The 26,557-nt window shown below is 38.5% G+C and carries 27 protein-coding genes; 18 read left to right on the top strand and 9 right to left on the bottom strand.

What is annotated here, in order from left to right; translation table 11 throughout:
* The first annotated feature begins 45 nt into the window (after nt 1-45).
* The gene (gene hutU / locus A374_RS08070; protein WP_007201712.1) at nt 46-1,701 is read left to right on the top strand and encodes a urocanate hydratase; all 1,656 of its coding nucleotides are present in this window, start codon (nt 46-48) and stop codon (nt 1,699-1,701) included.
* Nucleotides 1,702-1,718: 17 nt separating this feature from the next.
* Nucleotides 1,719-2,975, top strand: coding sequence for an imidazolonepropionase (gene hutI / locus A374_RS08065; protein WP_007201711.1), 1,257 nt, complete (start codon nt 1,719-1,721; stop codon nt 2,973-2,975).
* A 40-nt stretch (nt 2,976-3,015) separates the two neighbouring features.
* Here the strand turns inward: hutI and A374_RS08060 are convergent, their stop codons facing one another.
* Together A374_RS08060 and A374_RS08055 are read right to left on the bottom strand one after the other, a co-directional pair.
* On the bottom strand, nt 3,016-4,035 hold the full coding sequence (locus tag A374_RS08060; RefSeq protein WP_007201710.1) for an acyltransferase family protein: 1,020 nt from the start codon (nt 4,033-4,035) through the stop codon (nt 3,016-3,018).
* A gap of 183 nt (nt 4,036-4,218) precedes the next feature.
* A complete protein-coding gene (locus A374_RS08055) occupies nt 4,219-5,028 on the bottom strand; it encodes a YihY/virulence factor BrkB family protein (RefSeq protein ID WP_007201709.1) in 810 nt (269 codons plus the stop codon).
* A 159-nt stretch (nt 5,029-5,187) separates the two neighbouring features.
* Between A374_RS08055 and A374_RS08050 the strand changes: the two genes are divergently transcribed.
* Nucleotides 5,188-5,886 carry a TerC family protein gene (locus A374_RS08050; protein ID WP_007201708.1) on the top strand — a complete coding sequence of 233 codons (699 nt, stop codon included), beginning with the start codon at nt 5,188-5,190 and terminating at the stop codon, nt 5,884-5,886.
* 63 nt (nt 5,887-5,949) lie between these two features.
* Here the strand turns inward: A374_RS08050 and A374_RS08045 are convergent, their stop codons facing one another.
* The 4 genes from A374_RS08045 to A374_RS08030 form a co-directional block, all read right to left on the bottom strand.
* A complete protein-coding gene (locus A374_RS08045) occupies nt 5,950-6,930 on the bottom strand; it encodes an ABC transporter permease (protein WP_007201707.1) in 981 nt (326 codons plus the stop codon).
* Nucleotides 6,923-7,828 (bottom strand): ABC transporter ATP-binding protein, encoded by a 906-nt coding sequence (locus A374_RS08040; RefSeq protein WP_007201706.1) that lies wholly within the window; start codon nt 7,826-7,828, stop codon nt 6,923-6,925. The genes A374_RS08045 and A374_RS08040 overlap by 8 nt, the downstream gene beginning before the upstream one ends.
* Nucleotides 7,825-8,622: a GDSL-type esterase/lipase family protein gene (locus tag A374_RS08035; RefSeq protein ID WP_007201705.1), complete on the bottom strand. Its 798-nt coding sequence runs from the start codon at nt 8,620-8,622 to the stop codon at nt 7,825-7,827. Before A374_RS08035 ends, A374_RS08040 begins: the two co-directional genes overlap by 4 nt.
* A 988-nt stretch (nt 8,623-9,610) precedes the next feature.
* Nucleotides 9,611-10,063: a hypothetical protein gene (locus A374_RS08030; RefSeq protein ID WP_007201704.1), complete on the bottom strand. Its 453-nt coding sequence runs from the start codon at nt 10,061-10,063 to the stop codon at nt 9,611-9,613.
* 135 nt (nt 10,064-10,198) lie between these two features.
* Between A374_RS08030 and A374_RS08025 the strand changes: the two genes are divergently transcribed.
* The 8 genes from A374_RS08025 to A374_RS07995 all read left to right on the top strand — a co-directional run bounded on the left by A374_RS08025 (nt 10,199) and on the right by A374_RS07995 (nt 14,497).
* Nucleotides 10,199-10,702 carry a TraR/DksA C4-type zinc finger protein gene (locus A374_RS08025; protein WP_007201703.1) on the top strand — a complete coding sequence of 168 codons (504 nt, stop codon included), beginning with the start codon at nt 10,199-10,201 and terminating at the stop codon, nt 10,700-10,702.
* A gap of 278 nt (nt 10,703-10,980) precedes the next feature.
* Complete coding sequence (locus tag A374_RS08020; protein ID WP_156793184.1) at nt 10,981-11,640, top strand: C40 family peptidase; 660 nt, start codon at nt 10,981-10,983, stop codon at nt 11,638-11,640.
* Nucleotides 11,641-11,787: 147 nt separating this feature from the next.
* Entirely contained in the window at nt 11,788-12,009 is a 222-nt protein-coding gene (locus A374_RS08015) for a hypothetical protein (protein WP_007201701.1), read from the top strand.
* Between the two features lie 83 nt (nt 12,010-12,092).
* The gene (locus A374_RS08010; RefSeq protein WP_007201700.1) at nt 12,093-12,311 is read left to right on the top strand and encodes a hypothetical protein; all 219 of its coding nucleotides are present in this window, start codon (nt 12,093-12,095) and stop codon (nt 12,309-12,311) included.
* Between the two features lie 216 nt (nt 12,312-12,527).
* Entirely contained in the window at nt 12,528-13,079 is a 552-nt protein-coding gene (locus A374_RS08005) for a DJ-1/PfpI family protein (protein ID WP_040340438.1), read from the top strand.
* Between the two features lie 38 nt (nt 13,080-13,117).
* On the top strand, nt 13,118-13,285 hold the full coding sequence (locus tag A374_RS20560) for a hypothetical protein (protein ID WP_156793174.1): 168 nt from the start codon (nt 13,118-13,120) through the stop codon (nt 13,283-13,285).
* Nucleotides 13,286-13,523: 238 nt separating this feature from the next.
* Complete coding sequence (locus A374_RS08000) at nt 13,524-13,949, top strand: CBS domain-containing protein (RefSeq protein WP_007201698.1); 426 nt, start codon at nt 13,524-13,526, stop codon at nt 13,947-13,949.
* Nucleotides 13,946-14,497, top strand: coding sequence for a GNAT family N-acetyltransferase (locus A374_RS07995; RefSeq protein WP_007201697.1), 552 nt, complete (start codon nt 13,946-13,948; stop codon nt 14,495-14,497). Before A374_RS08000 ends, A374_RS07995 begins: the two co-directional genes overlap by 4 nt.
* A 47-nt stretch (nt 14,498-14,544) precedes the next feature.
* Here the strand turns inward: A374_RS07995 and A374_RS21290 are convergent, their stop codons facing one another.
* Entirely contained in the window at nt 14,545-15,501 is a 957-nt protein-coding gene (locus A374_RS21290) for a peptidoglycan-binding protein (RefSeq protein WP_007201696.1), read from the bottom strand.
* 371 nt (nt 15,502-15,872) lie between these two features.
* The gene (locus tag A374_RS19935) at nt 15,873-16,046 is read right to left on the bottom strand and encodes an aspartyl-phosphate phosphatase Spo0E family protein (RefSeq protein ID WP_083841985.1); all 174 of its coding nucleotides are present in this window, start codon (nt 16,044-16,046) and stop codon (nt 15,873-15,875) included.
* A gap of 462 nt (nt 16,047-16,508) precedes the next feature.
* On the opposite strand from A374_RS19935, the gene A374_RS07985 reads away from it, so the two are divergent.
* From A374_RS07985 to A374_RS07960, 6 genes are all read left to right on the top strand, one after another.
* A complete protein-coding gene (locus A374_RS07985) occupies nt 16,509-18,149 on the top strand; it encodes an SWIM zinc finger family protein (RefSeq protein ID WP_007201694.1) in 1,641 nt (546 codons plus the stop codon).
* Complete coding sequence (locus A374_RS07980) at nt 18,142-20,913, top strand: DEAD/DEAH box helicase (protein ID WP_007201693.1); 2,772 nt, start codon at nt 18,142-18,144, stop codon at nt 20,911-20,913. Before A374_RS07985 ends, A374_RS07980 begins: the two co-directional genes overlap by 8 nt.
* 91 nt (nt 20,914-21,004) lie before the next feature.
* Entirely contained in the window at nt 21,005-21,283 is a 279-nt protein-coding gene (locus tag A374_RS07975) for an HU family DNA-binding protein (RefSeq protein ID WP_007201692.1), read from the top strand.
* Nucleotides 21,284-21,468: 185 nt separating this feature from the next.
* Nucleotides 21,469-22,056: an SMI1/KNR4 family protein gene (locus A374_RS07970; protein WP_007201691.1), complete on the top strand. Its 588-nt coding sequence runs from the start codon at nt 21,469-21,471 to the stop codon at nt 22,054-22,056.
* A gap of 160 nt (nt 22,057-22,216) precedes the next feature.
* Nucleotides 22,217-24,070 carry a PAS domain S-box protein gene (locus A374_RS19505; protein WP_007201690.1) on the top strand — a complete coding sequence of 618 codons (1,854 nt, stop codon included), beginning with the start codon at nt 22,217-22,219 and terminating at the stop codon, nt 24,068-24,070.
* A gap of 41 nt (nt 24,071-24,111) precedes the next feature.
* Nucleotides 24,112-24,375, top strand: coding sequence for a hypothetical protein (locus A374_RS07960; protein WP_007201689.1), 264 nt, complete (start codon nt 24,112-24,114; stop codon nt 24,373-24,375).
* Between the two features lie 94 nt (nt 24,376-24,469).
* Here the strand turns inward: A374_RS07960 and A374_RS07955 are convergent, their stop codons facing one another.
* Complete coding sequence (locus A374_RS07955; RefSeq protein ID WP_007201688.1) at nt 24,470-25,873, bottom strand: FAD-binding oxidoreductase; 1,404 nt, start codon at nt 25,871-25,873, stop codon at nt 24,470-24,472.
* 123 nt (nt 25,874-25,996) lie between these two features.
* Between A374_RS07955 and A374_RS07950 the strand changes: the two genes are divergently transcribed.
* A complete protein-coding gene (locus A374_RS07950; RefSeq protein WP_007201687.1) occupies nt 25,997-26,506 on the top strand; it encodes a BsuPI-related putative proteinase inhibitor in 510 nt (169 codons plus the stop codon).
* The last annotated feature ends 51 nt before the right edge of the window (nt 26,507-26,557 follow it).

Here is a 26,557-nt window from a genome sequence, read left to right as displayed (position 1 = left end):
AGGTACGTTGCATAACCTAAAGACGCGGTTAGCAACGGACACGAGATGTCAAATACAATCCAAAAGATTTCTGCACCACGAGGTACTAAATTAAATACAAAAGGTTGGGTGCAGGAAGCGGCTCTCCGAATGCTCATGAACAATCTTGATCAAGAAGTAGCAGAACGTCCGGAAGATCTTGTTGTATACGGAGGGATTGGTAAGGCGGCAAGAAACTGGGAGAGTTATGAGCAAATTGTAGCCTCTTTAAAAACACTTGAAAGTGATGAAACATTGCTCGTTCAATCAGGTAAACCGGTTGCCGTCTTTAAATCACATCCAGACGCACCACGTGTATTGTTAGCGAACTCTAACCTTGTTCCTGCTTGGGCAAACTGGGAAACGTTTCGTGATCTAGAAAAACGTGGATTAATGATGTATGGTCAAATGACAGCAGGTAGCTGGATTTATATCGGCACACAAGGTATTTTACAAGGAACTTATGAAACGTTTGGTGAAGCGGCAAACAAACATTTTAACAATACGTTAAAAGGGACGCTAACAGTGACAGCGGGTCTTGGTGGTATGGGTGGCGCTCAACCGTTAGCAGTAACGATGAATGGTGGAGTGGTTATTGCTATTGATTGTGATGAAACACGCATTATGCGTCGGATTGAAACAAAATATTGCGATGTGATGGCCAAAACACTAGAAGAAGCTTTAACACTTGCAAAAGAGGCAATGAAGGAAGAAAAACCGTTATCCATCGGATTATTAGGCAATGCAGCGGAGCTCTTGCCAAAAATGGTAGAGATGAATGAAATTCCGCATCTCGTAACAGATCAAACATCTGCTCATGATCCACTAAATGGCTATTTACCACTTGGCTTTACGATGGAAGAGGGCGCTAAATTACGGGCTGAAGATCCTGATACGTATATTCAAAAAGCAAAAGATAGCATGGCTATTCACGTGCAGGCAATGCTAGATTTACAAAAGAAAGGTGCCATTGTTTTTGATTATGGTAATAATATTCGCCAAGTAGCTTTTGATGAAGGTGTTAAGGATGCCTTTGATTTTCCTGGTTTTGTTCCGGCGTTTATTCGTCCCCTTTTCTGTGAAGGTAAGGGACCTTTTCGGTGGGTTGCTTTATCTGGAGATCCAGAAGATATTTACAAAACAGATGAAGTTATTTTAAGAGAATTCGCTGATAATGAACATTTATGTAATTGGATTCGTATGGCTCGTGAGAAAGTACAATTCCAAGGCTTACCTTCACGCATTTGTTGGCTCGGTTATGGCGAACGCGCTAAATTTGGAAGAATTATTAATGAAATGGTTGCTAAAGGTGAACTATCCGCTCCGATTGTTATAGGGCGTGATCACCTTGATTGTGGATCTGTTGCCTCGCCAAACCGAGAAACGGAGAGCATGTTAGACGGTAGCGATGCTGTAGCAGATTGGCCAATTCTTAACGCTTTAATTAATTCCGTTAATGGAGCAAGCTGGGTGTCTCTTCATCATGGTGGAGGCGTTGGCATGGGCTATTCTCTTCATAGCGGAATGGTTATTGTTGCCGATGGAACAGAAGACGCAGCTCGTCGCTTAGAGCGTGTATTAACATCAGATCCTGGCATGGGCGTCGTTCGTCATGCAGATGCAGGGTACGATTTAGCGAAACAAACAGCGAAGGATAAAGGCATTAATATGCCAATGCTTTAAAGATGGGGGAGATGTATATGTTCGATACTTTACTTGTCTCAATTGACCAACTGTTAGCGATCAAAGGCTCAGATGGAATGAAGCGTGGAAATGACATGGCTAGTTTACCTGTCATTGAAAACGGTGCGCTTGGTATGAAAGATGGAAAAATTACATTTGTAGGAACGTCTGATGAAGCTCGCAACATGACAGCGAAGGAAGTCATTGATTGTTCTGGGAAAATTGTTTCTCCGGGTCTTGTTGATCCCCATTCTCATCTAGTGTTCGGTGGTTCTCGTGAACATGAGATGGCATTAAAACAACAAGGTGTTTCTTATTTAGAAATATTAGCTCAAGGCGGTGGTATCTTATCGACCGTTCGTGCAACAAAAGTAGCAACAGAAGAAGAACTTTTTCAAAAAGCAATGTTTCATCTAGATCGTAGCTTAAGCTTCGGCGTAACGACAATGGAAGCAAAGAGTGGTTACGGCTTAGATCATGAAACAGAGTTAAAACAACTTCGGACGGTTAAACGACTGCAAGAAGCGCATGAAATTGATCTTGTTTCGACGTTTCTCGGTGCACATGCCGTACCAGAGGCCTACAAACTAGATACAGATGCGTTTTTGCAACATATGCTTGATTTGCTACCGATTATTAAAGAAGAAAACTTAGCAGAGTTTGTTGATATTTTTTGTGAAACCGGCGTATTTACAGTAGAACAATCGCGAACGTTTTTGTTAGCGGCTATGGAAGCTGGATTTGCTGTCAAAATTCATGCAGATGAAATTGACCCGCTTGGTGGAACAGAAATGGCTTGTAGTATTGGTGCTACAAGTGCTGACCATCTTGTTGGCGCTTCCCCAGAAGGTGTACAACAGCTTGGAAAAACGAATACAGTCGCGGTATTGTTACCAGGAACGACGTTTTATTTAGGCAAAGATCACTTTGCACCTGCACGCGACATGATTGAAGCAGGAGCAGCAGTCGCTCTCTCCACTGATTTTAATCCTGGTAGCTCGCCTACTGAAAATCTACAATTTATTATGAATCTAGCAGCTCTCCGCTTAAAGTTAAAACCAGAAGAAATTTGGAATGCGGTGACGGTCAATGCGGCTTATGCCATTGGACGCGGTCATGAAGCGGGTGCACTTGAAGTTGGACGCAGCGCAGATGTTGTCTTATGGAATGCACCTAATTATCATTATGTGCCGTACCATTATGGTGTAAACCATGTGAAAACGGTATGGAAAAATGGTAAGAAAGTGGAAGCGCGACACGCTATTCAAGCATAAACGACTAAAACCACCCAAGGAAAAATGGGTGGTTTTTTGTTTATTTTCTTCCTTTTTGAAACCAACGGTGAAGCTTTGTTAATCGAAGTTCAATGAAGGGCTGAGCGAGTGCAATAACGGGATTACTCGCAAGCACTAATGTAATGAGCAACGCTAATACGAACAACATGAAATAGTAGCTATTGTTTTGAATTGCGGAAAACCACTTTGTTGTAAATAAAAATTTTAAAATAAAGCCATGAAGTAAATAAATATAAAGCGTTCTTCCACCGAAAGCTGTAAAGAAAAACTCTCTTCGTGGAATGATCGCTAGAAAACTAAAGGTAGCTAAAAACATGGCAAGATAAAGTCCAAGCCGAATGAGCCCACCATAAATCGCCTTTTTGCCAAGCAATTCTTCATAAGAGGAAGAGGATAGAAGCCAATCTTTTGCTTCATCTGGAATCCAATAGTGATAAGAGATGAACAAAACAAAGAGAAAAATGAGTGCTAGCACTCTAATCCAAGGCTTGAAGATTGCTTTGAAATCTCGGTTTGTTAAATAATGACCTAGCAAGAACAACGGGAAAAAGACAAATGTTCGTTGCAGACTTAAGTAAGTTCCTAATTGTGTGCTATAACCGACAGCAATTCCTAAAACAATGGCAAAGAACAATGGATAGGTTAATTTTACAAAAAGCTTTAATAAAAGATTCCAAAAGACAAGACTTAGTAAAAACCAAAGCGTCCATTGAGGATCAAAGACGTTTACTTTAACCGATTGTGAGTCATACAAGCTGTAATAATAAAAAGTATAAATGATTTGAAAAATGACATAGGGTATTAACACTTTTTTTGCGATTTTAAGTAAATAGCCATCTTTCGCTACACCTTTTGTAAAGAAACCAGAAATTAAAATAAAGGCTGGCATGTGAAATGTATATATAAAGTTATATAGTGTTGTCAGCAGCGTACTTTGACTTTTAATTGGTGAAATAAAGTGGCCAAGTACGACTAAAAAAATTAAAATAAAGCGGGCATTATCGAAAAAATAATCTCGTTCTTTTATAGCTGTCCCCATAAACCCTCCATCATTTGACTAAGGCATGCAATCATAGTTGTTCGGCACGTTACGATCCTTTTTGTAGCCCTTTCTATAAATTCCACCATTCGTTGCAGTAATAAACCTCAAAATGAGAAATTGATCATTTTGACAATAAAATCGTAACAAAAGTAGCATTCAATTCCCTATATGAGGTAAAGATTAATCTCTTCGTTTGGAATAAACAATGGCTGCATTAATTTGGCCACCAAGAATTAATATCATGGCCGAAAGATAGAACCAAATCATTAATGTTAACAATGCCCCAAGGTTGCCATAGATTTGGCGATAATCAAAGAGTGTAACGTAATAGGCAAATCCTATAGAGATTAATTGCCAACCGAGCGTAGCAAAAAGAGAGCCAACGAGTACGTCCTTTAGTCGTAGTCTCATATTCGGAGCAACTGAATAAAGCGTAAGAAAAGTAAGCATGAGAATAAGAAAGCTTAACGTCCATTTCGTTGCATTCCATAAATGAAGGGCCGGTTCTTGATAATGAAGCATCGTGGATAGAAAGCGAATCACAGAATGACTGAGTGCGGGCAAGACCAAGGTTGAGACAAGGGCAAAAATTAATCCAATCGTTAACAATATGCCAATGAGTAATTCTCGCAAAAAAGGGCGACTTTCTTTGACGTGATAAGCTTGATTAAAAACACGAATAATAGCTAAGATGCCTATTGAAGATAACCATACAGTAATAAGAATACTAAGTGAAAAAAGGTCTTTACTATTTTGATGAAGAACAGCTGTTAAATTATACTCAATTAAATCGAATGCTTGTTGCGGTGCAAAAGGGCGAATTAAATCAAGAATGGATGCCGCATTTATTGGTAATAATCCGACTAGTGTAAAGACAAGAAATGAAAAAGGAAACAATGAAACTAAAAAGTAGTAAGCTAATTGCGCAGAAAGATCAAACACCTTATCTTCAAAAAAACGCATTTTTAGTTCTTTTAAAAATACAATCATTAGAAGTAACTCCTTTAACAATCCATCCTCATTTTAGTATTTCCAATGTTTGCCTAACAAAGACTTAAAAAAAAATGAAACCATTATTCGAACTGCTCGTATGTAGAGTATATGTTGGATTACAAGGTATTGTAGAAGGCAAAAGGGAGGAACGCGCACGTGGATGTATTTTCAGCACAATTTTTCACGGCTTTATTATCAATTGTTATTATTGACCTCGTACTAGCAGGGGATAACGCAATCGTGATTGGGATGGCGGCTAGAAACTTACGAAAAGAACAACAAAAAAAAGTTATTATATGGGGAACTGTTGGCGCAATTGTCATTCGTGCAGCGGCAACCTTAGCAGTTGTTTGGTTATTGAAAATTCCCGGTTTATTATTAGGTGGCGGTCTTGTTCTAACGTATATTGCATATAAGCTGATGATTGAAGAAAAAGAACATGATGTGCAAGCTGGAAGCAGTATTTGGGCAGCAGTTCGAACCATTATTATCGCTGATGCTGTGATGGGACTAGATAATGTTCTTGCTGTAGCTGGAGCATCTCAAGATAACTTCTTACTCGTCATTTTAGGATTGCTAATTTCCGTTCCAATCGTTGTTTGGGGCAGTACACTATTTTTGAAATTAATGGAGCGTTTTCCTTGGATTATTACAATAGGCGCAGCGATTCTTGCGTGGACAGCAGGAAAAATGATTGTAGGAGAACCATTTTTAGAAAAATATTTTATGAATGTATGGATTAAATATGGATTTGAATTCCTCGTTGTTGCGGGTGTAGTGACTATTGGATTAATCGTAAAGCGAAAAAAGGAAAAGCAAATGCCACTTCTTATTGAAAAAGACGGGAGTCAGTAAGCTATAGGAAGAATAGCGTTAACTGTAGGGAGGACAATCTCCACTTCAGTTAACGCTCTTTTTTTAATATACATCTCGTTTTGTAAAGACAATAAAAGAGAGGACGAGGGCAACAAACGCCCAAATCGTGAGAACACTCATTGAAAATCCGAGAGACATACCTTCAATGGGTGGAGACATTCCACTTATATAGGATGTTAGTTTTAGATTTACCATAAATAAATACTTTGCGCTTTCCCACGAAGAAACCATATTGGCAAGAATGGCTCCTGAAATGAGAGAGGCTAACATAATACCCATTACTGCTGCTGTGCTTCTTAAGAGAACAGAGAGCATAAAAGTTAAGGTGCCGACAATTAAGCAGACAAACCAAACGAGTCCAAGCTCCATAAACAGATAGTGCCATTGCGGAATCAAGTGAACATTTTGCGTAATTAGCTCCTCACCTTGCGTGGAAAATCCCGTTAGCATTGGCAACTGCCATCCACTATAACCAAAGACAATGCCAGAGAGGACATATGTTAGAATGGCTGTGCCGGTTACGATGAAAGAAACGGATAATAGTAAAGCGATATATTTACTTAATAATATTTTCCACCTTTTGACGGGTCGTGTTAATAAGAGTTTAATGGTTCCACCGCTCAGCTCTGAAGAAACGAGATCGCTCGCGACAATCATGATGAGCAGGGGCAACAATAAATCAATGGCATTCTCAAGAAAAATACGCATAAAAGTTGGTGCGCCTGGCGCTTTAGGATCAATGTTATGGTCAAGATAGTACTGTTGTTGCGAAAGCCTTATTTTTAAAAATTTCTTATAATCTCCCTGAATCCCACTAGAACCTAAGCGATTCGTCGTGTCTACAATTTCTTGTTGCAGACGTGCGCGCCAATCCGTATTACCGGTTTTAGAAATCGTTGCTTTTGATTGCTCATATTGTGCATACGTAAACATAGGAACAAGGATTGCAACAATTAAGAGGGCAACGAATAACTTCTTTTTACGAAAAAGTTTTAATAACTCATTATGCACAAGTTTAGTCAATCGTTTCACCACCTGTTAGCTCTAAGAATAAATCTTCTAGTGCGGGAAGTCTTTTTTTCATTTCTTTTATTTCTACACCATGTTCAATGAGCATTCGATTCCAAGCACTTACGAGTGTTTCATCATAAGGTGTTAGCAAGGTGTGATCGTGTTCTTCTACAGATGTCACTTGTTGTAAAAGTTTTTTACCTTTTTCATGAGGAGAGACGTGCCAAATCATCCGTTCTTGGCGAGCTAATAGCGATTGCACAGAATCTACAGACACGACTTTACCTTTTGAGAGAATAGCTACAGAGTCACACATGAGTTGAATTTCAGAAAGCAGATGAGAAGAAACGAGAACCGCAAGCTTTTCTTTGACTGCAAGAAAGCGAATGAATTCGCGCATTTCTCGAATGCCTGCAGGATCTAAACCGTTCGTTGGTTCGTCTAAAATGAGCAGTTTTGGATTTCCTAGCAGCGCTTGAGCAATGCCAAGCCGTTGCCGCATCCCAAGTGAGTACGTTCGAACTTTATCATGAATTCGATTTTCCATTTCAACGAGTTTAATGACTTCGGGTAAACGCTCTTTTGAAATCGACGGGTCCATGCGAGCAAAGTGCTCTAAATTTTCATAGCCGGTTAAATAAGGATAAAGTTCTGGATTTTCAACAATACAGCCGAGATCTTTCATCGCTTCTGTAAAAGAAGATTGTAGGTCCTTACCACCAATTAAAATCGAGCCAGAACTTGGTTTAATGAGTCCTACAATCATGCGAATGGTTGTTGTTTTCCCCGCTCCATTTGGACCAAGAAAGCCGAATACCTCACCTGGGGAGACATCAAAAGAGACACCTTTTATAATTTCTTTTTTACCGATGGTTTTTTTTAGATTTTTTACCGATAATGCGTAGGTCATTTTTTCTCCTCCTCACTAAAGTGAATGAGAGAAGCGGCCCGTTCACCTATTAATTGATAACCTTTTCGATTAGGATGGAAATGATCAGAATATAAATAATCATTTACCGACAGCTGAAAAAGGTCGAATGTTGGCACATAGACGATGCGATCAAACGAGGCAGCAAGCTCCGCGGAATCAAAATTCCATTGTCGTACAATATGAGAAGTAGCCTTAGCTTGACGCAAATCGCTAAAAGGATCATAGAGTCCAATGTGATAAACATCTGCTGTGTTATTCACAGTGCGAATTTTTTTATAAATCTTCTTTAAATTGCTTATGTATCGTTGCTCTACCTTTTTAATGGATTGACTCTGTAACTCCTGAAGTGCTCGGCCTCCACGGAAAAGGTCATTGCCACCGATTGTCATAAGAATGATATCTGCTTCTTTTATTCCTCTTTGAATTTGAGGCTGATTTAATTGTTGCAGTAACTGTGAGGACGTTTGTCCTTTAATCCCGGCATTAGAGAGCCAAATTTGTTTTTTTGTTTTCTTTTGAAGTTGCTCTTTTACAGATCCGATATAGCCTTTACCATCAACATCACCTGTTCCGCGGGTAAGTGAGTCACCAATTGCAGCAATAACTACTGCCGACTTATGCTGTGTTGAACCTTGTTGAGTTGGCGTTTGCGCAAGCTTTGTTGTTGATGGTCTGAACCATTGATTTTGAATAACTGCGCCTAATCCAATGATCCACAGTAATGCAGATGCAATGGATATCGCTGTAATGAGAGCCAATCCTTTTCTTTTCACATGACCATCCCTTCAGTCTAAAACATAATTTTTCCTTATTATAGTTTATTTTCCCCTAAATGGAGAAGTCGTAAGCTCATTTTAAAAAGTATTTAAGAAATGTGAAAAGAAAATGTAGAAATTTGAAGAAAAAAAGCGAAATTGTAAAAAGAAAAGAGAATGAGCGTGCTAAAGTGATGAAATACCCTCTAAAACATATTATATAGATAATTCTGAATATTTTAAAATATCAGTGCATAGAGTATGATGTAATCATTCAAACAAAAGAAAGGGTGATTCCAATGAAACCGGTAAGCGAAGCATATCAGTAGCCTTATTGCCGAAAAAATCAGCCGGTGAAAACTGATTTTGCAGAAGGTGGATATGTGGGAATTCATTGCAGAAGCATTGTAAGAATAAAGTTTTGTAAGGTTGATGATTGAATCGTTTCTTGACATGAAAACCAAATGTCAAAACCATGTGTAGTAGAAAACTTATGACATGTTTTAAGTTGAAATGAGAGAATGGTAAGATATTGTTTCTGTGAGCGGATCGTTTATAAAGTTCAACAGCCTAATTCATGCTGTCGGTAAAACAATATGTGTCGTCAAAATCAGGACGTTAAACTTCTTTTTAAGAAGCTTCAAAATGTCTGGTGAAGTATTTTATTTAGTGAAAAACGTTGATACTTGGTGTTTGTTATAATGGAATGTTAGGACGTGGTTCCAATGACAAAGGTAAGCGAAGCATACTTATAGCATGAGGAATGAAAATAGCCTGTGAAACTATTTTTATCGCATGTTGGGTATGTGGGAACACAACGGAAAAATAAACTGAAAGATGCAAGTCAGCAAGAACTATAATGCTAGGCGTGTGTTTGAAAGTAAGAAAGGGATAATTGATACGTGAAAAGTAAGCAACACTATAAATAAGGCGCTCGTTTATGATGTAGCATAAACGGCGCCTTATTTTTGTTACTACATAAAAGAAACCAGCTAAACTAGCTGGTTTAATAGTAAGGATAAGGAGGATAAGGGTAAGGATAGTAAGGTCGATAATACGGATATAACGAGACACCGGCAACTCCTGCGAGTGGGAATACGCCAGGATAAAATCTCCGATAGCCCCATCTTCCATACCAGTAGCGATCATCATTACCAGGTGCTCTAGATTCCTCCATATTCTGCATATTCATTCCCTGTCCTTGCATCATAGGAGCACCTTGCATACTTGGTTGCATTCCTTGCATGTTGTGCTGTGCAGATTGTTGATCATCATGCATATCTTGAGGCATGAGCATATGCACATTTTCATGATCCATATGCGTAATAATTCCTTCTACCTTTGAGCCGTCATGCATGACGATAATAACATGAAAATGCATATGCTTTTTACACTTTTCATGCATGTCACCAGCCGCTCGATTTTCATAATGAGGCGGTTGATAGGTTCCGTGATCCATCGTAATCATCTCCTTCCCTCATAAGTCTATTACCTTAATGGTAAGTTTATGCCTAACACAAAAGGTGTTATTTTTAGCAAGTTCGGGTAAGTATTAATACGAATACTTTCTGTAATGTATAAGGAGGAAATGAGTATGAGTCTAACACCATCAGAGCAAAGCAACTTAAAGGAAACACTTTTAGATATGAAACAAAAATTAGAGACACAAATAAGTCAGCGCGAACCAAAAGAAAGCCTTTCTGAATCCACAGGTGAAATCAGCTCATATGACAATCATTTCGGTGATATTGGGAGTGAACTGAATGAACGCGAAGTGGCAATGGCGATTGATGAAAATCAAGAGGAAACTCTTCAGGAAGTTAATGAGGCACTCCAACGCATGGAAAAGGGAACATATGGCATATGCATCGACACGGGAGAAGAAATCTCTTATGAAAGATTAAAGGCACTTCCTTACGCAAAACGAACAGTGGAAGCACAAGAAAAAGTTACAGCAAATAATGCAACGTATGAGACAAAAGAAGAGTCATTCGAACGTAGGGGTGAGCGTCATTTTGAAGACCATCGAATGCAATCAGTAGATGAGATGATGAATACACACGGAAATACGTCAAACAAAGGAGAAGAGAGCGAGTAGTTCTCTTCTTTTTTTTACACGTAAAATTACTTGTATTGTGAACATGTCTAGGTGTTCTGTTCCAAGATTAGTGAAAAAACGCAAAAGAATAATCCATAATATGGAAGAAATATAGGTTTATTGTCGTATATTAGCGGGAAAACAAATGAATTGTAATCTATCTGTAATCTTCCTAATACAAACGTGTCATATTTTGTTTGTATAATCTAATTACTTACTAAGAAATTTATACCATCGTTGGTAATATAGATATTAGGGGGAAACACACTGTGAAAAAAATGGTAGCAGCAGCGGCGGCACTTGTTGGAGTAGTGGCTTTTAATCCTCTTGTTGGTCACGCGGCGCTTGGTGATCAAACGCTAAAAAAAGGTATGTCTAACAAGGACGTTAAAAAGTTACAATCATTGTTAAAGAAAAAAGGTTATTTTAATGACGATACTACAAATTATTTTGGAACAGTTACAAAAAGAGCGGTTATAAAGTTTCAAAAATCTCATCACCTATCAGCTGACGGAGTTGTAGGTAAAAACACATTCAAAGCAATGGGTATTAAAATGAAGAAACCTAAGTCTTCAAAAAAACATTCTTCATCGTTAGTAAGCACAGCAAAGCGTTATATGGGCGTTCCTTATCGTTGGGGTGGACAATCACCTAATGGTTTTGATTGCAGCGGTTATATTGGCTATGTGTTTAATAAAGCAACAGGTAAGAAGCTTCCACGTACAGTGTCCGATTTATATCGCAAAGGCAAACGTGTAAGCAGTCCGAAAGTTGGAGATGTTGTCTTCTTCCATACATACAAAAGCGGAGCATCTCATGCGGGAATCTATATTGGAAACAGCAACTTTATACATAGTGCATCTTCTTATGGTGTTAGTGTTTCATCATTACATAACTCATATTGGGGACCTCGTTATTTAGGCGCACGCGAACTATAAAAAAAAGCTAAACGGATCCTCCGTTTAGCTTTTTTGTTACATATGCTTAAATTGCAAAAAAAATTCTGTTTTCTTTTATAATTTTATATAGTATGCTGAACGTAAGCAATACCTTTTCATGCTATGATCTTCGAAAGGAGTGTTCGCATGTATTTAGGTAACACAGTGAAAATTGACCGTTTTGATGGAGAGTATCTTGAGGTAAGCCAGCATTGGCTCATGGACATTGTGTGGGATAAGTACAATATGTCGCTAAAAGAATTTCTAGCCTCATATGATCGCCGTGATAGTGATTATATATTAACCCTTGCGGATCGTAATCGTGCCTACTATGAACTGAAAAATGACGACAGCCACCTTAGTAATTAAGGTGGTTTTTTAATGTAAAGGCTACTTAGTCATGTCATGCTCCCCTAGTATTTATCATAACATGATATAAAGGGGGAGCTATGATGGCGAAAACTTCTACGAAAAAGAAAGTATTGAAAAAAACGTCTAACGATGGTGTGAATAAATATGCTCATACGTTAAAGATGGTGACAAGCGCGACGTGCATTGCTTGTAAGACACCATGTACACGCGGTCAAGAGTATGTGAAAAAAATGTCTATACCCGGAGCGATTGGAAAGGGTGTCGCATGTCATCTAACAAAAGGAAAAGGATTCGTATAGTCCTTACATGAAAATAAGGCATGGTTTCAACCGAGAAGTGTTCTTCTTAAATGGACACTTCTTTTCTTTTGGGAAAATAGTTACGGAAGTCTTTGTATATTAGAAGTGAGAAAGTAGATATTTTCCCAATACACAGGGAAACCTGCTATTGTTAAAATGTTAATATAGGCTTTTGCAACATGATCTAAAAGTACATATGAGAAAAAGGGTGTGGACATGAAAAAAAGAGTACTTGTGTATCTCTATCCTCAGTTTCGTGAAGTAGAGATTATGGTGGCGTTATCAGCTATCAGTCGATACTATGAAGTGCTAACCTTCTCATTGCCGCACGGGATTATTACGAGCGAGTGTGGGCTGTTCCTCCAGCCGTCTATTAAATTTAAAAATATTAATCCGTTAGATTTCGAAATGCTAATCTTACCAGGCGGACGACAAGCGATTAGTCAAACGGATCCTCGACTGCTTCGACTCATTAAGGCGTTTAATCGAGATGGTGTTCGTGTGGCTGCTATTGGTACAGGTGTTTTAATGGCAGCTAGAGCAGGTATTCTTGCAGAAAAGCAATATACAGCCTCTCTTAGTGAAGAAGAAAGCGATCGTTTGCAAGAATGGCCGATGGGCAAACGGGTTAATCGGTCAGTTGTTGAAGATCGTACAGTCATAACAGCGAAAAAAAATGCATATATTGATTTTGGATTGCTGCTTGGAGACAGGCTAAAATGCTTTGAAAGCATCGAGGATTACAACTTGTACAAAGGAAGCCTGTAGCTCTGCAGCACCAATTTACGCATTGGGGGCTGTCAGAGATGTCAATTGTATTATCGGCTTTCGCAGTTTCATTTTTAATTAGTTTATTTGTGTTCGTCGTATTTATTTCAGCAATGTCTAGAGGACAGGGATTTAAACAGTCAACGAGAAAAGCAGAGGAACACCCGCCATTAGAAGGTAGACAAGAAAAAATGCATGATCACTAACAGTTGCTAAACGTATATAAGAATGTTATGAGAACAGAATATTCATAGAGAAGGATCTTCGTGCAGAAGGTCCTTTTTACGTTGAGGTGCAGAGAGATGTGCGTAAAATCACATTTTCAAAAACTTTTTCATTTTTGAAGGAGATAGACTGGAAAGTTTTTGGAGAAGCATCCATAATAGAGACGTGAGAGCGCCTACATCGTTTAAAGAAAACAGCATGAAACGTAAGGAGGATTTTATGAATATTGCTTTTTTTCTATTACCGAAAGAAGAGGTTGCCTGTTTAAATATTAACTCTACCATTCGCCAAGCACTAGAAAAAATGGAATATCATCGTTATACAGCCATTCCTGTACTGGATGATAAGGGGCGATATGCAGAAACGATTACTGAAGGTGATTTATTATGGACAATTAAAAATAAAGAGGGACTAACTTTTGAAACAAGTCATCGTTTTTCTATTGCTACCATTGTGAAAGACCGAATTATTCATTCTGTGCACATTAATGCGGAAATGGAAGATTTACTGTCGCTCATTGCAACACAAAACTTTGTTCCTGTTGTAGATGATCAAAGTGTCTTTATCGGCATTGTTCGTCGCAGTGACATTATTGAATATTGCTCGAAACAAATGTTCTCAAAAAGGAGGGAAAATGTAACATGACCTCAGATTCTATTTATCAGACGTTTCCTGAGTTAGAAAGTGAGCGTTATTACTTGCGACAAATTATAGAACAAGATGTACTTGATTTGCATGAAGTGTATAGCGATCCACGTGTTGTTCAATATTGGGGAACCACGCCATACAAAGAGAAAGAGGATACGTTAGCACTTATTACGAGCTTTACTCATGGGTTTGATACGCAAGCGACAATTCGTTGGGGCATTGAGGATAAGGCGACAAAGCAGGTCATCGGAACATGCGGCTATCATAATTGGACTAAAGGGAAATTTCGTGCAGAAATTGGCTATGAAATTAAGCACAGTGAATGGCGTAAAGGCGTTATGACGGAAGTTTTGACAATGCTTATTCCCTTTGCCTTTGAACGCATGTCCTTACACCGAATTGGTGCACTCGTTCATCCCGATAATCAAGGATCAAAGCAACTATTAAAGAAATTTGGTTTCACATTTGAAGGCCGCTTGCGGGATTATCAATATGTAAATGAAGAATTTCATGATTTAGATATGTATGGACTGCTTGCACCATAATGATAGAAAACCCCCGAACTATAGAAGAATTCGGGGGTTTTTAACAATTAATCTAAAATTGTAATTTTAACGTTTTTACGTCCCCAATCGGAAGCTTGTTGTTCTGATGGGATAAAGACATCGATTCGATTGCCTTTAATGGCGCCGCCTGTATCGGCTGCGCGAGCATATCCGTAACCTTCTACGTATACTTTAGTGCCCATTGGGATGACGCGAGGGTCAACTGCAATTACTTTCGGGTTACCTGAACGTAAGTTAGTACCATCCGCTGTTACACCACTGCATCCAGAGCAATTTGCACTATATGCAGTCGCTTCGACTGTCATCGTTTTTCCACTTGGACTTTCATTTTTTGTAGCTGGTTTTGGTGTGTTATTGCTTTCAGAAGAAACGTTTCTTGCTTTTTTTGCATGATGTACTTGTTTTGGTGCTACTTTATGTTTTACAACATGCTTTTGTTGTGTATGTTTTGGCTGTTGTACAGCTTGATGATGACCATTATACAAAGCATTAATCGTATTAGTACCAGTAATGCCATCTACGCCAATACCAGCATCACGTTGAAGTGCACGAACGGCACGTTCTGTAATAGGCCCGTAAATACCATCTACGTGATAGTGATAGTAGCCTTTTTCTTTTAATTCTTTTTGTAAAGTTGATACTGCGTATCCTTTGCTACCAACTTTTAATAAATGAGAGCCTAATGAAGCACTATGTGATTTCTTTAAGGCTTTCATTGTATCTTTACCAGCGATGCCATCCACATTCAAATGATTTTTCTTTTGAAAGTCTTTAACAGCTGATTCTGTAATATCACCAAAATAGTTTGTTGTACGTGTATAGTGGAAAAAACCTTTTTCTTTTAATTTGTTTTGTAGTTCTTTAACGTCTTGATCGGATGATCCGTTCTTTAGCGTATGGTCCCCAAATGCAGCTTCCCCCACTAGTGGAGAACCCATCATTACTCCAGCGATCGCTCCAGTTGCAATTACTTTTTTTAACATATGTAGTACCTCCTCAAGTACGGTAAGTTTTGTTTTTAGAGGATGTTGTAATCCCCTTAGCCAATTGCCATTCTACAGGGTGAGTATGACAAGGACGTTAGAGTGATGTAACAAATTGGTTACATATTATTTCAAAATAGCTGAAAAGGGATAATAATGATGCGGTAATTTTTTCCGAACCGGTTGACTCTACTGTTTTCTGTATGATTATCTTCTTGTAATTCTTTTAAATTTTAAGAATATTATCATCGTGAAAAAGTCCTTCTTTATGAGGATATTTTTTTATAAAAAAGAAATATTTAGGAGTAAAATGAGAAAAAAACGGCAAGATGCCGTTTTTTTCATTGTTTAATAGCGCGTAATCTTTGTCATTATGCTTGCTTAACATAAGCATTTCGAAGGTTGTCCGTATTCACTCGGTCAAAGACGTTTAGCAAATGATCTAGCTCTTGGCTGCATTGTACGGTGACATTTGCCGTTAATCCGTATGTTTTTCCAAGACAAAGCAAAACTTCGCGCTTTTTTTCAATCATCTGTAGAAGCATCTGTCATTCACAGCTTTCATGTGGATTTTTGTCACAGTGATTAGTATGCCTTAAAATTCCAAATTGTGAAAGCGTTTTGCTAAAAAAAGTCAAAATGTTACAAGAAATCCGTCTATGTTCCTTAAGACTGTTACATTTACAAGCGTAGAAGCGTTAGAAATGTCGAATGATGGTAGTCTCTTTTTTCAATACTTGCCTATTCATAGATCAGGTTCATAACAGTAGCGTTAATTCTTGCACAACAGTCTTTTTGCAAACTACGCCAATCTTCATGCTGACACAATGAGCGTAAGCATGAAGATTGGTAGATTCCTTTTTTCATACCGTTATTTATGCTACGGTTATTCATGGAATAAAACGGTGGCTAAGCATTTTCTATATAGGAAGACTTTTTAAGCACATGATTGAATGGAATACCGTGAATTTTGCTATAATGGAAAGTACTATATATTGGAGGCTGACATGTTAAGTAAACAGATTCCGAAACAAGTGGTGTTAGCGCTTGGAGAGTCCGTTTTGCATCATTTTGAATCAGCGACCATCCAAGAAGGGTATTCTTTGTTTCAGTCCGGAAACGTATATAATGTAGAAGGATCCTCAGAGATGATTTCTGGTGCTGTGTCCGATGAAGAACGATACGATGTTCACGTTCATCTTAACGCTTTTGAAAAGAGTGAGTGCTCATGTGCAAGGGAGAAACCTTGCGCCCATATGCTAGCTCTCTTTTTTCAATTGTATGCTTCATTTGGACCGCCTTATCAGCTCATCCTAAATTGGAAACAGGCTAAGGGAAGTGAAGTAATTTTGCAACAAGAGAAGAGACCTTCGCATACCGTGCTTTCACCTACTGGACAGCAAAAGCTTGAAAATGAGTGCTCAATGGAAAAATGGCGTACGTTCTTTCAAGAGCGTTTTGATGCGTTTGAAAAAAAGAAAATGCAACATTTATCCTTTGTAGAGCTAGAGCGTGGCGAAGGATATACTTTTATGCACATTCATAAAGAGTTTTATCCGAGTTTGTTAAATGCAGGTCACTTTGATGACAAGGATCTAGGCAGCTTGTATCGATTTCATGCTCAGCTTGAAACGTTTAAACAACTTATTAAATATGAAGAAACGTATGGGGTACAGGCGTTTCTTACTTCTCATTTTGAAATGATCGTTCAACAAATGACAACTGCAATGGAAAAAACATTGTTAGAAATGGATACACAACAACTACGAGAGAAGGCTCCTGAACTCGTAGAAGCTAGTTTAAGTGCCTTTCAGGAAACGTTTCAGCTCGTCCATCGATATTTTTCACAATTCTTTCATGTGTTTCTTATAAGTTGGGCAACACTTTATGACGTTCAAAAATGGATTGCTTCCTATGAGGCGCAATTGATGAAACAAAAGGAAACAGGCTCAAAAGCTAAGTTATTAGATATGGCATTGATTCACTTTGCGTTTTTACAAAAGAAAGATGATGTAGCATTTGAGCGCATGAAGCAAACGAATGATTTCACGTTAAAGCATGCTATGTTATGGCTAAAACTGCTCCTACATTGGAAAGCGTGGGATCGTTTATTAGCATGGCTATTGGTGCTACAACCAATCCTGCATGAGCAACGAAATTCTTATTATAAAAATGTCGAGCTTCGTGAACATTTTCACGATTATATTCATTATTTTTGGAAGTACGCACAATATACAGGTGAGGAAGAAGCCTATGAACAGATGCTTGTTGCTTTTTTACCCGTTACGCTTTATGAATATAATGATTATTTATTAGTCGAGCAAGAAGTACGACGTTGGGCAGAGGTGCAATTGTTAATGGGCTATTCACCTGCCTTAATCGATTCTGGAGAGCTAGTAGATGTAGAAAAGATTGATATGACAGTGTTACTACCATTATATCATCAGGCTGTTCATCGACTTATAGAAGAAAAGAATCGAAAATCATATAAGCTTGCTGTGCGCTATTTAAAGAAGCTTCGGACCATTTATAAAAAACAAAAAAACAGTGAGCGCTTTATGAATTATATTGAGAAATTGTCATCGGAGTATAACAGACTGCGGGCATTTCAAGAAGAGTTAAGGAAAGGAAAATTCATCAATGATTGATGTAAATGCCCTCGTCCTTCATACCAAATGGAGTGATGAGCAAATTACGCTCTGGGGAGAGCACCATGGAGAAAGAATTCATAGCAATGATTGGGTACCGTTGTTATTTGCGTGGCATGAATCGTCGTTTTATGGCACGTTCCTAGAACGAGATGATGCTCACACAGTCTATATGAATGCCTTGGATGCTTATCGCTTGTTTACGTCCTATCCCCATTATTTTCTCGGTGAGTGTTGGACAGAAACTAGCAAATCCATGATTGATGAAGCGCGCCAATTGCAGGATGCCATTCTTAACGAGAGAATCCAACCAAGCTTTGCTGCTTGGAAGGAAGGGAAGTGGGGATGGAAAGTAAATGGAGCACGTTCTTCTGAATGGATTTCCTATGCAATGGACGAACTTGTTGTTGCCGAGCCAGAGCATCTTGCAGGAAGCGAAGCATTTTTTGAACGATTTCCTTTTGATCATTTATTGGATCAAGTGGGGTTGTTTGCTGACTTATCAGAGGAGTCCTGGTTAATTAAAATTGGTTGGGATGAAGACGATAAACCCTTTGATTTGCTCATTCAATTAGAGGAGCCAGCAGAGGATGAACAGCTGTGGCAAATTCGTGTCTTTCTACGCGATGCAGCAACAGCAGATGAGTATCAATGGGACCGTGAGAACACTGTGATTCCATCTGATTGGCGGCGCTATGTACCATTAATTGAAGAAGAACTTCAATTTGCCAGTACCCTTGTTCCTTCTTTAAGAGGAAAAAACGGAGCATTTGTATCGACATTTTCTGAGAATGAAGCATGGGATTTTTTAAATGAAAAAGCTCGGTTACTTGAAGAAGCGGGGATTGGCGTTATGCTTCCAGAATGGTGGGAGGCGCTTAAAGATCTTCAGCCAGACTTAAAGGCAAAGGTAAAAACATCTTCAGCAGGCTATGCGCCTTCTTTTCTTGGCTTAAATACGATTGTTCAGTTTGATTGGAAAGTATCAACAGGGGATTTGGAACTTTCTGAAGAAGAGTTTATGAAGCTTGTAAATGGCCGCCGTCGTCTAGTAAAAGTGAAAGGTACATGGTTAAAGTTAGATCCAGCCTTCATTCGCGAAGTTCGTCATGTGATGAACAATGTAAACCGCAATGGCCTTCATCTTAGAGATGTGTTAGAGCAACATTTGTTACAAAGCACAACGAATAAAGAAGATGATGAAGGGAGTACGTCTCCGCTTCGTTACGTAAACATTGAACTAAATAAAGACTTAGCTAAGATGGTAGAACAGTTAGGTAAAGTCAACGAAGTTCCAATCAAAGCACCATCTACTCACTTTCAAGGCTCTTTACGAGATTATCAAAAGACAGGTAGCTCATGGCTTTTGTTCTTAAGAAAGTTCGGTTTAGGTGGTTGCTTAGCGGATGATATGGGGTTAGGAAAAACAATTCAAACCATCGATTATTTATTGCTAGCGCGTGAAAACCGGCAAAATGCTTCGCCGGCATTACTTATTTGTCCAACGAGTGTTTTAGGCAATTGGCAAAAAGAGTTAGAGCAGTTTGCACCGACGCTAAAGGTAGCCGTTCACTATGGTGCTACGCGCGCAAAAGGTACTGACTTTCAAAGTGCTTTTCAAGGGTATGATCTAGTGCTAACGACGTATACAACAGCGCAACTTGATATAGAATTATTTCGAGCGATTGTATGGGACAGTGTGATTATAGATGAGGCACAAAATATAAAAAACAGTGCAACGAAGCAGTCGAGAAGTATTCGGAGCTTATCTGGTTATCATAAGATTGCTTTGACAGGCACACCGGTAGAGAATCGTTTGTTAGAGCTATGGGCTATTTTTGACTTTCTTAATCCTGGCTATTTAGGAAGTGAGTCGGCCTTTAAAAAGCGGTTTGTGGTAGCGGTGGAACGTGATCGAGATGATAAAATGCTGCGCCAACTACAACAATTAGTCCAGCCTTTTTTATTGAGACGCACGAAACAAGATCCGCATGTGCAATTGAATTTACCAGAAAAGCAAGAAATTAAGGAGTTTGTTCCGCTGACAGCAGAGCAAGCATCACTCTATGAACGCGTGATTCAAGATACGTTTGCTAGGCTGGAAAAAGAAGCTGGCATGAAGCGACGGGGCTTGATATTAGCGCTTTTAGGTAAATTAAAACAAATTTGTGATCATCCTGCACTGTATTTAAAGGAAGATAAAAAGGCTAAGCTTGTGAAGCGATCGAATAAGCTTTCTAAGCTAGAAGAATTGCTTGAAGATATTCTTGAAAAGAATGAAGGGTGTTTAATCTTTACGCAATTTTTATCGATGGGTGCTATGATCCAGCGCTTTGTTAGTGAACGCTTTGGTGAAGAAGCGTACTTCTTACACGGTGGTGTTCCTAAAACAAAACGTGATGAGATGATTGAGCAATTCCAAAATAACGAGAAACGCATCTTTATTTTATCGTTAAAGGCTGGCGGTACGGGCTTGAATTTAACCGAAGCCAATCATGTCATTCATTTTGATCGCTGGTGGAATCCAGCGGTAGAAAATCAAGCAACCGATCGCGCCCACCGAATCGGTCAGAAGCGTTATGTAACAGTTCATAAGATGATATCACTAGGTACATTAGAAGAGCGTATTGATGATATGCTCGAAAGTAAAAAAGAATTAAGTGAAAAAGTAATTACAAGTGAAAATTGGATTACAGAACTATCTACTCAAGAGCTTCGAGAATTATTTGTTCTGCGAAAAGAATGGGTAGAGGGTGAAGCGTAATTTTTAAGTCCATATTGGTATAAAGTAGAGTATTACCGGCGATAATGGTTGCTAGAAACAAGAATAATTGAATCGCCGGGAGGAATTTATGATGAGAAAGCAAGATTTAGTAGATGCAGTAAGATCGGCAACAAGTATGAATAAAAAAGAATCACTGCTTGCAGTGGAAGCTGTCCTTGAGTCAATTACAAATGCTTTAAAGCAAGGTGACAGTGTTCAGTTAATTGGCTTTGGAACATTTGAAACACGCAGCCGTAATGCACGTAAAGGACGCAATCCTTCAACGGGTGAAGAAATTATGATTGCTGCTAGCAATGTACCGGCATTTAAGCCTGGGAAATCCTTAAAAGAAGCAGTTAGAGCTGTTTAAGTGTATATATGAAATGCGCAAAAAGAAGCAATAGACAAATCGTCTGTTGCTTTTTTTATGTGCGTAAACGTAGAAGATTCTTGAGTAACCAATAACGAGGCATACTTGAAATTTGCTACAATAAAGGAAATAAGAGGATTTTTAACCATGCAGTACATAAGGATGAGTAATAGGAGGAGGAACAAATGGACTTGGTAAACCACCTTTTACATGACGTAAAACCGTCATTATCAACGCATGACCTACAACAATTGAATACAGCGTGGGGTGCTACAAAAGAGGATGTTGATCTTCTTCAATTAGCGTATCCCCATTGTCCTACATCACTTATTTCGCTATTGGAAAAGGTAGATGGAACATACCATAGGGATTATGGAAATAACAAAATTGCCGTTTATATGTTAGGGTCTGGGGACAAGGACATTGAATATCCTTATTATTTACTGTCTATACAACAAATGCTTCATAGTTCAAAAGAAGAAGAGGACATCTCTTATCTTCTAGAAGAGGGAGATGATGAAGCAGTTGATTCACAAATTAATTCAGAGGGACTTCTCCCTGGGACGTATATTCATTTTTCAGATTGCATGAATAATGGTGGGACATCAAGACTCTTTATTGATTTTAACCCTTCTCATGAGGGGGTAAGTGGTCAAATCATTCGCTTTTTCCATGATCCTGATGAATATAAAGTTATTGCCAACAGTTTTGATGAGTATTTGCAACAGCTGATTGACAATGTTTTTGCTTTCCTAAAGGAAGAGGAGGAATAAAATCAGCCGATTCCTTCTTACAAGTCTTGCGTTGACAGCCTGTTATAGTAAACATTTGTCAGAAAAAGTGTTTATTTGTCGTTAATTAATGGGAGGAATCGCGATGACTTCATCTAATAAGTAGGAGGTTAATCATACTACGACGAGGATGAGATGACTTATGGTACTAATGGAAGAAGAGGTATTTCCTTGGCTTAGAAGTCTTAAGCAGTTTATTGATACATTACCGGAATTTATTTGCATTGTAAGCAGAGACGGCAAGTGGATTGAAGCCAATGATTTTGCATTAAAGACATGTGGCATTGATCAGCAAGCGTATAAAGGAAAAACGTTACATGAACTACCTTCATATTTTTCCAATTGGACCACAGATCAATTAATTAAAAGTGATCAACAAGCTTGGGAAACAGGGAAATGTGTAAAAATTGAACAAGCTATTAAGCAATCCGATGGAACGTATATTTATTTAGAACTAAATAAACAACCCATTTTCACGACCGAAAAGGAACCGTTGTTTTTATTCGTTACGGGACGTGATATTACACAGCATAAGGAAAAGGAAGAAGAGTTAAGCGTTGCCCTAGAGCTATTAGAGTCTGTTTTAGAAGGAACAACAGATGCTATTTTAATACTAGATACGAATGAGCAAATGATTAAAGTGAATCATTCTTTTGAGCGCATGTTTGGCTGGGAAGAAGGGTCTCTTATACATGATGAGGAAATGGATACTTCTATTATTATCCCGGAAGAATTTATAGCAGAATCAAAAAGCATCATTAACTTATTGCGTGAAGGCAGTACGGTTCCTTCTTTTGAAACCCAACGATTACGAAAAAATCGAACACGCATTGATGTGTCTATTTCATTTTCGGCGATTCGCAATCTCCAAGATGACGTTATTGGATTTTGTTTAATTTATCGCGATATTTCGGAGCGAAAAAAAGTGGAACGCGCACTCCGCGAAAGTGAGGCAAAATATCGCGTCATAGCCGAACATTCTAAAGATTTAATTTCCGTATCGGATACAAAGGGTGGTTTGCTTTACTGTTCGCCTTCGCACCAGGCTGTTTTTGGTTTGGCAGATTATAAAGAAATTAATGCTGTTCTGTTTTCTAGAATTCATCGTGATGATTTTGAATTTTTACGTGCTTGTTTTAGTAAAGCAAATATTAAAAAGAAACCTTTTACTTTTGAATATCGATTATTGCACCATAAAGGGAACTGGGTAGTAATGGAAACGAATGCTGTGCCAGTAATGAATGAATGGGACGAAATTGAAAGCTTTGTTACCATATCAAGAGATATTACAGCAACGAAAGAAACGGAAGAAATTATACGCAAATCTGAAAAGCTTACTGTACTTGGAGAACTTGCGGCAGGTGTTGCTCATGAAATAAGAAATCCGCTCACTTCTTTAATAGGGTTCGCGCAACTCTTAAAAGAAGGAAACGCACCAATGAATGAGCGCTATACAGATATTATGTTAAATGAACTAAAGCGAATCAATGAAATTGTTGGAGAGCTTATGTTAGTAGCGAAGCCTCAAGCTGTGCATTTTGAATATAGTTCGATTACAGACATGCTAGAGAGTGTCGTGCGCTTATTAAATACGCAAGCAATCATTAAAAATATTCAAATTCACTTATCGTTAGAAGAGGAAACACCCTTATTGTATTGCGTGGAAAATCAATTAAAGCAACTATTTATTAATTTGCTAAAAAACGCGTTAGAAGCAATGGATCATGGTGGAAACATTGTATTATCACTAACAAAGAAAAAAGGAAATATCATTGTGACTGTAAAAGATGAGGGTGTTGGTATACCAAATGATCGCTTAGATAAGCTTGGAGAGCCTTTTTACACAACAAAAGAAAAAGGAACAGGCCTTGGTTTGATGGTTTGTTGTAAGATTGTCAAAGAACATAATGGACACATTCATTTTGAGAGTATAGAAGGAAAAGGAACGACCGTTACTGTAACATTGCCCATTTATCCATTTGTACGTGTGAAATAAGTAAAAAAGGGCCATACTGGTTATAAAAACAGGAGGTCCGAATGGACGCTTACCGGCTTTTTTTCGTCTATCGTGTGCGTGATTTGCATTATGTATATGCTCATGGAATGGATATGAAGGAGAAACGTTTGTTTACTGTGCTGCTCTATGCACCAAATGGAATTATTGATTTACAACAAACGCCTCACGTGTTACCCCTTCAATTGCTTACCTTGTTAGAAGCTGAAAAAAAGAACATTGAAGCAGGGGTCTACGATTTAGCACGATGGGAACCAACTTCGTTTCATCAAGCAGCGAACGAATAGTAATAGATAGGAAAACGAACGAAAGGAACACGTATGTATTCCTTTCGTTCGTTTTTTAATCAATATAGAGCCAATGTTTAAGAGTCATTAATTTCTATATAGTAGGAGAATCTTTTAAACCCTCTCTAAAGATTTTTCCTGGATTTAAGATGCCTTTAGGATCTAATTGCTGTTTGATCATTTTCATTAAGTGAAGTGTATCGTGATGCTCCTGTTCTAAAAACGATATTTTTCCCATACCAATGCCGTGTTCCCCTGTACAGCTTCCTCCATGAGCAAGGGCATATTGAACGATTGAATCATTTATGGAATGAGCCATTTGCGCTTCTTCTTTTGTCTTTTTATTAAACATGATAATAGAATGAAAATTTCCGTCACCGACATGTCCTAAAACACCACCATTGAGACTAGACTGAGCAATCAGTGTGGCGGCATATTCTACGGCATCGGCCAGTTTGGAACGGGGAACGCACACATCAGTTAACATCATTTGTTTTGTAGGATATCCGTGTTTAAATGCATAGGCAAGATGATGGCGTGCTTCCCATAATTTCGCTCGTTTTGCAGAATCTCGTTCAAAATCAATAGCTTTGCATCCATATGTCAGCAGTAGTTCATTGGCAAAATGGGCATCTTGGTTCGTTCCTTGTTCGTTTCCATGAAATTCAAGAAAGAGGGTGGGTTGTTCCGGATAATTCGTTTCACTATGAAGATTTACTTGTGCTATAGAGGCTGGATCAACCAGTTCCACACGCGCTAGTGAAGGAGTGCTACCTAATAAAGCAATCGCACCTTGTGTCGCTGCTTTCACAGAAGGGAAGACAGCACGTCCAGCAATGATCGTTTCTGAAATACCGTAAACCTTTAGAGTGAGTTCACTAAATATACCAAGCGTGCCTTCTGATCCGACAAATAAACTGCTTAAGTGATAACCAGCGCTTGATTTAGCAGCTAATCCACCTGTTTGAATAATGTTGCCATCGGCTAATACAACTTGTAAATTAAGGACTTGTGATCGCATGATTCCATATTTGACACTTGTCGTACCACTAGCATTTGTAGCGGCCATGCCACCAAGCGTCGCATCAGCCCCAGGATCAACGGGAAAAAATAATCCGTATTTCTTTAATGCGTTATTTAATTGTGAAGTCGTTACCCCTGGTTGCAACGTAACGAGAAAATCGTCCGGACGTACTTCAAGAATCGCGTTCATTCGTTGGAAACTAAGAGTGATCCCCCCATGTAAAGGAATGGAGTGCCCTTCAAGACTAGATCCTGCTCCAAACGGCACAACCGGAATGTTTTCTTGATTGGCAAATGCAAGAATGGACGAGATCTCTTCTGTCGTTTCAGGGAACACGACAACATCAGGAAGTGAAGGGGTATGATGTGACTCATCCATACTATGTTGTCTTAATATAGCTTCATTCGTTGTTGCTCTTTTTTCACTAGTTAAATTTTTCATTTTTGTAAGTAAATATTCACACGTTTGTTTCATGATAAAATCCTCCCTTAGCTGTATTTTAAAAAGGTTTATATAAGGGTATTTATAGATTAAGCAAGAAAATCCTTGTATGATTATTCATATAAAGGACATCTTCTATAAACGAGGTGAATGAACATGAAGAAATGGTTAGTACTAGTAGTGGCGGTCGTACTCGTTCTTGGAGCTTGTAGTTCAAAATCAGAGCAGAAGGAAGAGAAGGGAGCGCCTACTATGAGTGACGGACAGAAAGACAAGCAGAAGCATCAAGATCATCGTGGAAATCAAGGAATCGTCCAAGGAAAAATGGATCCTTCTTTAAAAGTAGTTGAAGAGAAAAAAGGGAAGGCAGTATTGCGTTATGAAATAAAAAATCAGATGGAAAAAGAAAAAACGTTCCATTTTACGAGCGGTAAGAAATTTGACTATCGTATTAAAAATAAAGAAGGAAAAACGGTATATGAGTACAGTAAAAATCATATGTTTACGCAAGCATTAACTAAAACGACAGTCAAACAAGGTGCAAGCTTTACACAAGATATTATGGTTAGTGGCCTGCCTGCGGGTAGCTATACACTTGAAGTATGGCTTACAGCAAAAGATGAGCATGATGACTATCGTCAAACACAAAATTTTGAAATTAAATAACGAAAGGGAACCGGTCATCCGGTTCTCTTTTTTATTTAAACAAAAAGAGTC

The organism is Fictibacillus macauensis ZFHKF-1, assembly GCF_000269865.1.
Taxonomy (GTDB): Bacteria; Bacillota; Bacilli; order Bacillales; family Fictibacillaceae; genus Fictibacillus_C; species Fictibacillus_C macauensis.
This window is presented reverse-complemented; position numbering and strand designations above follow the sequence as displayed.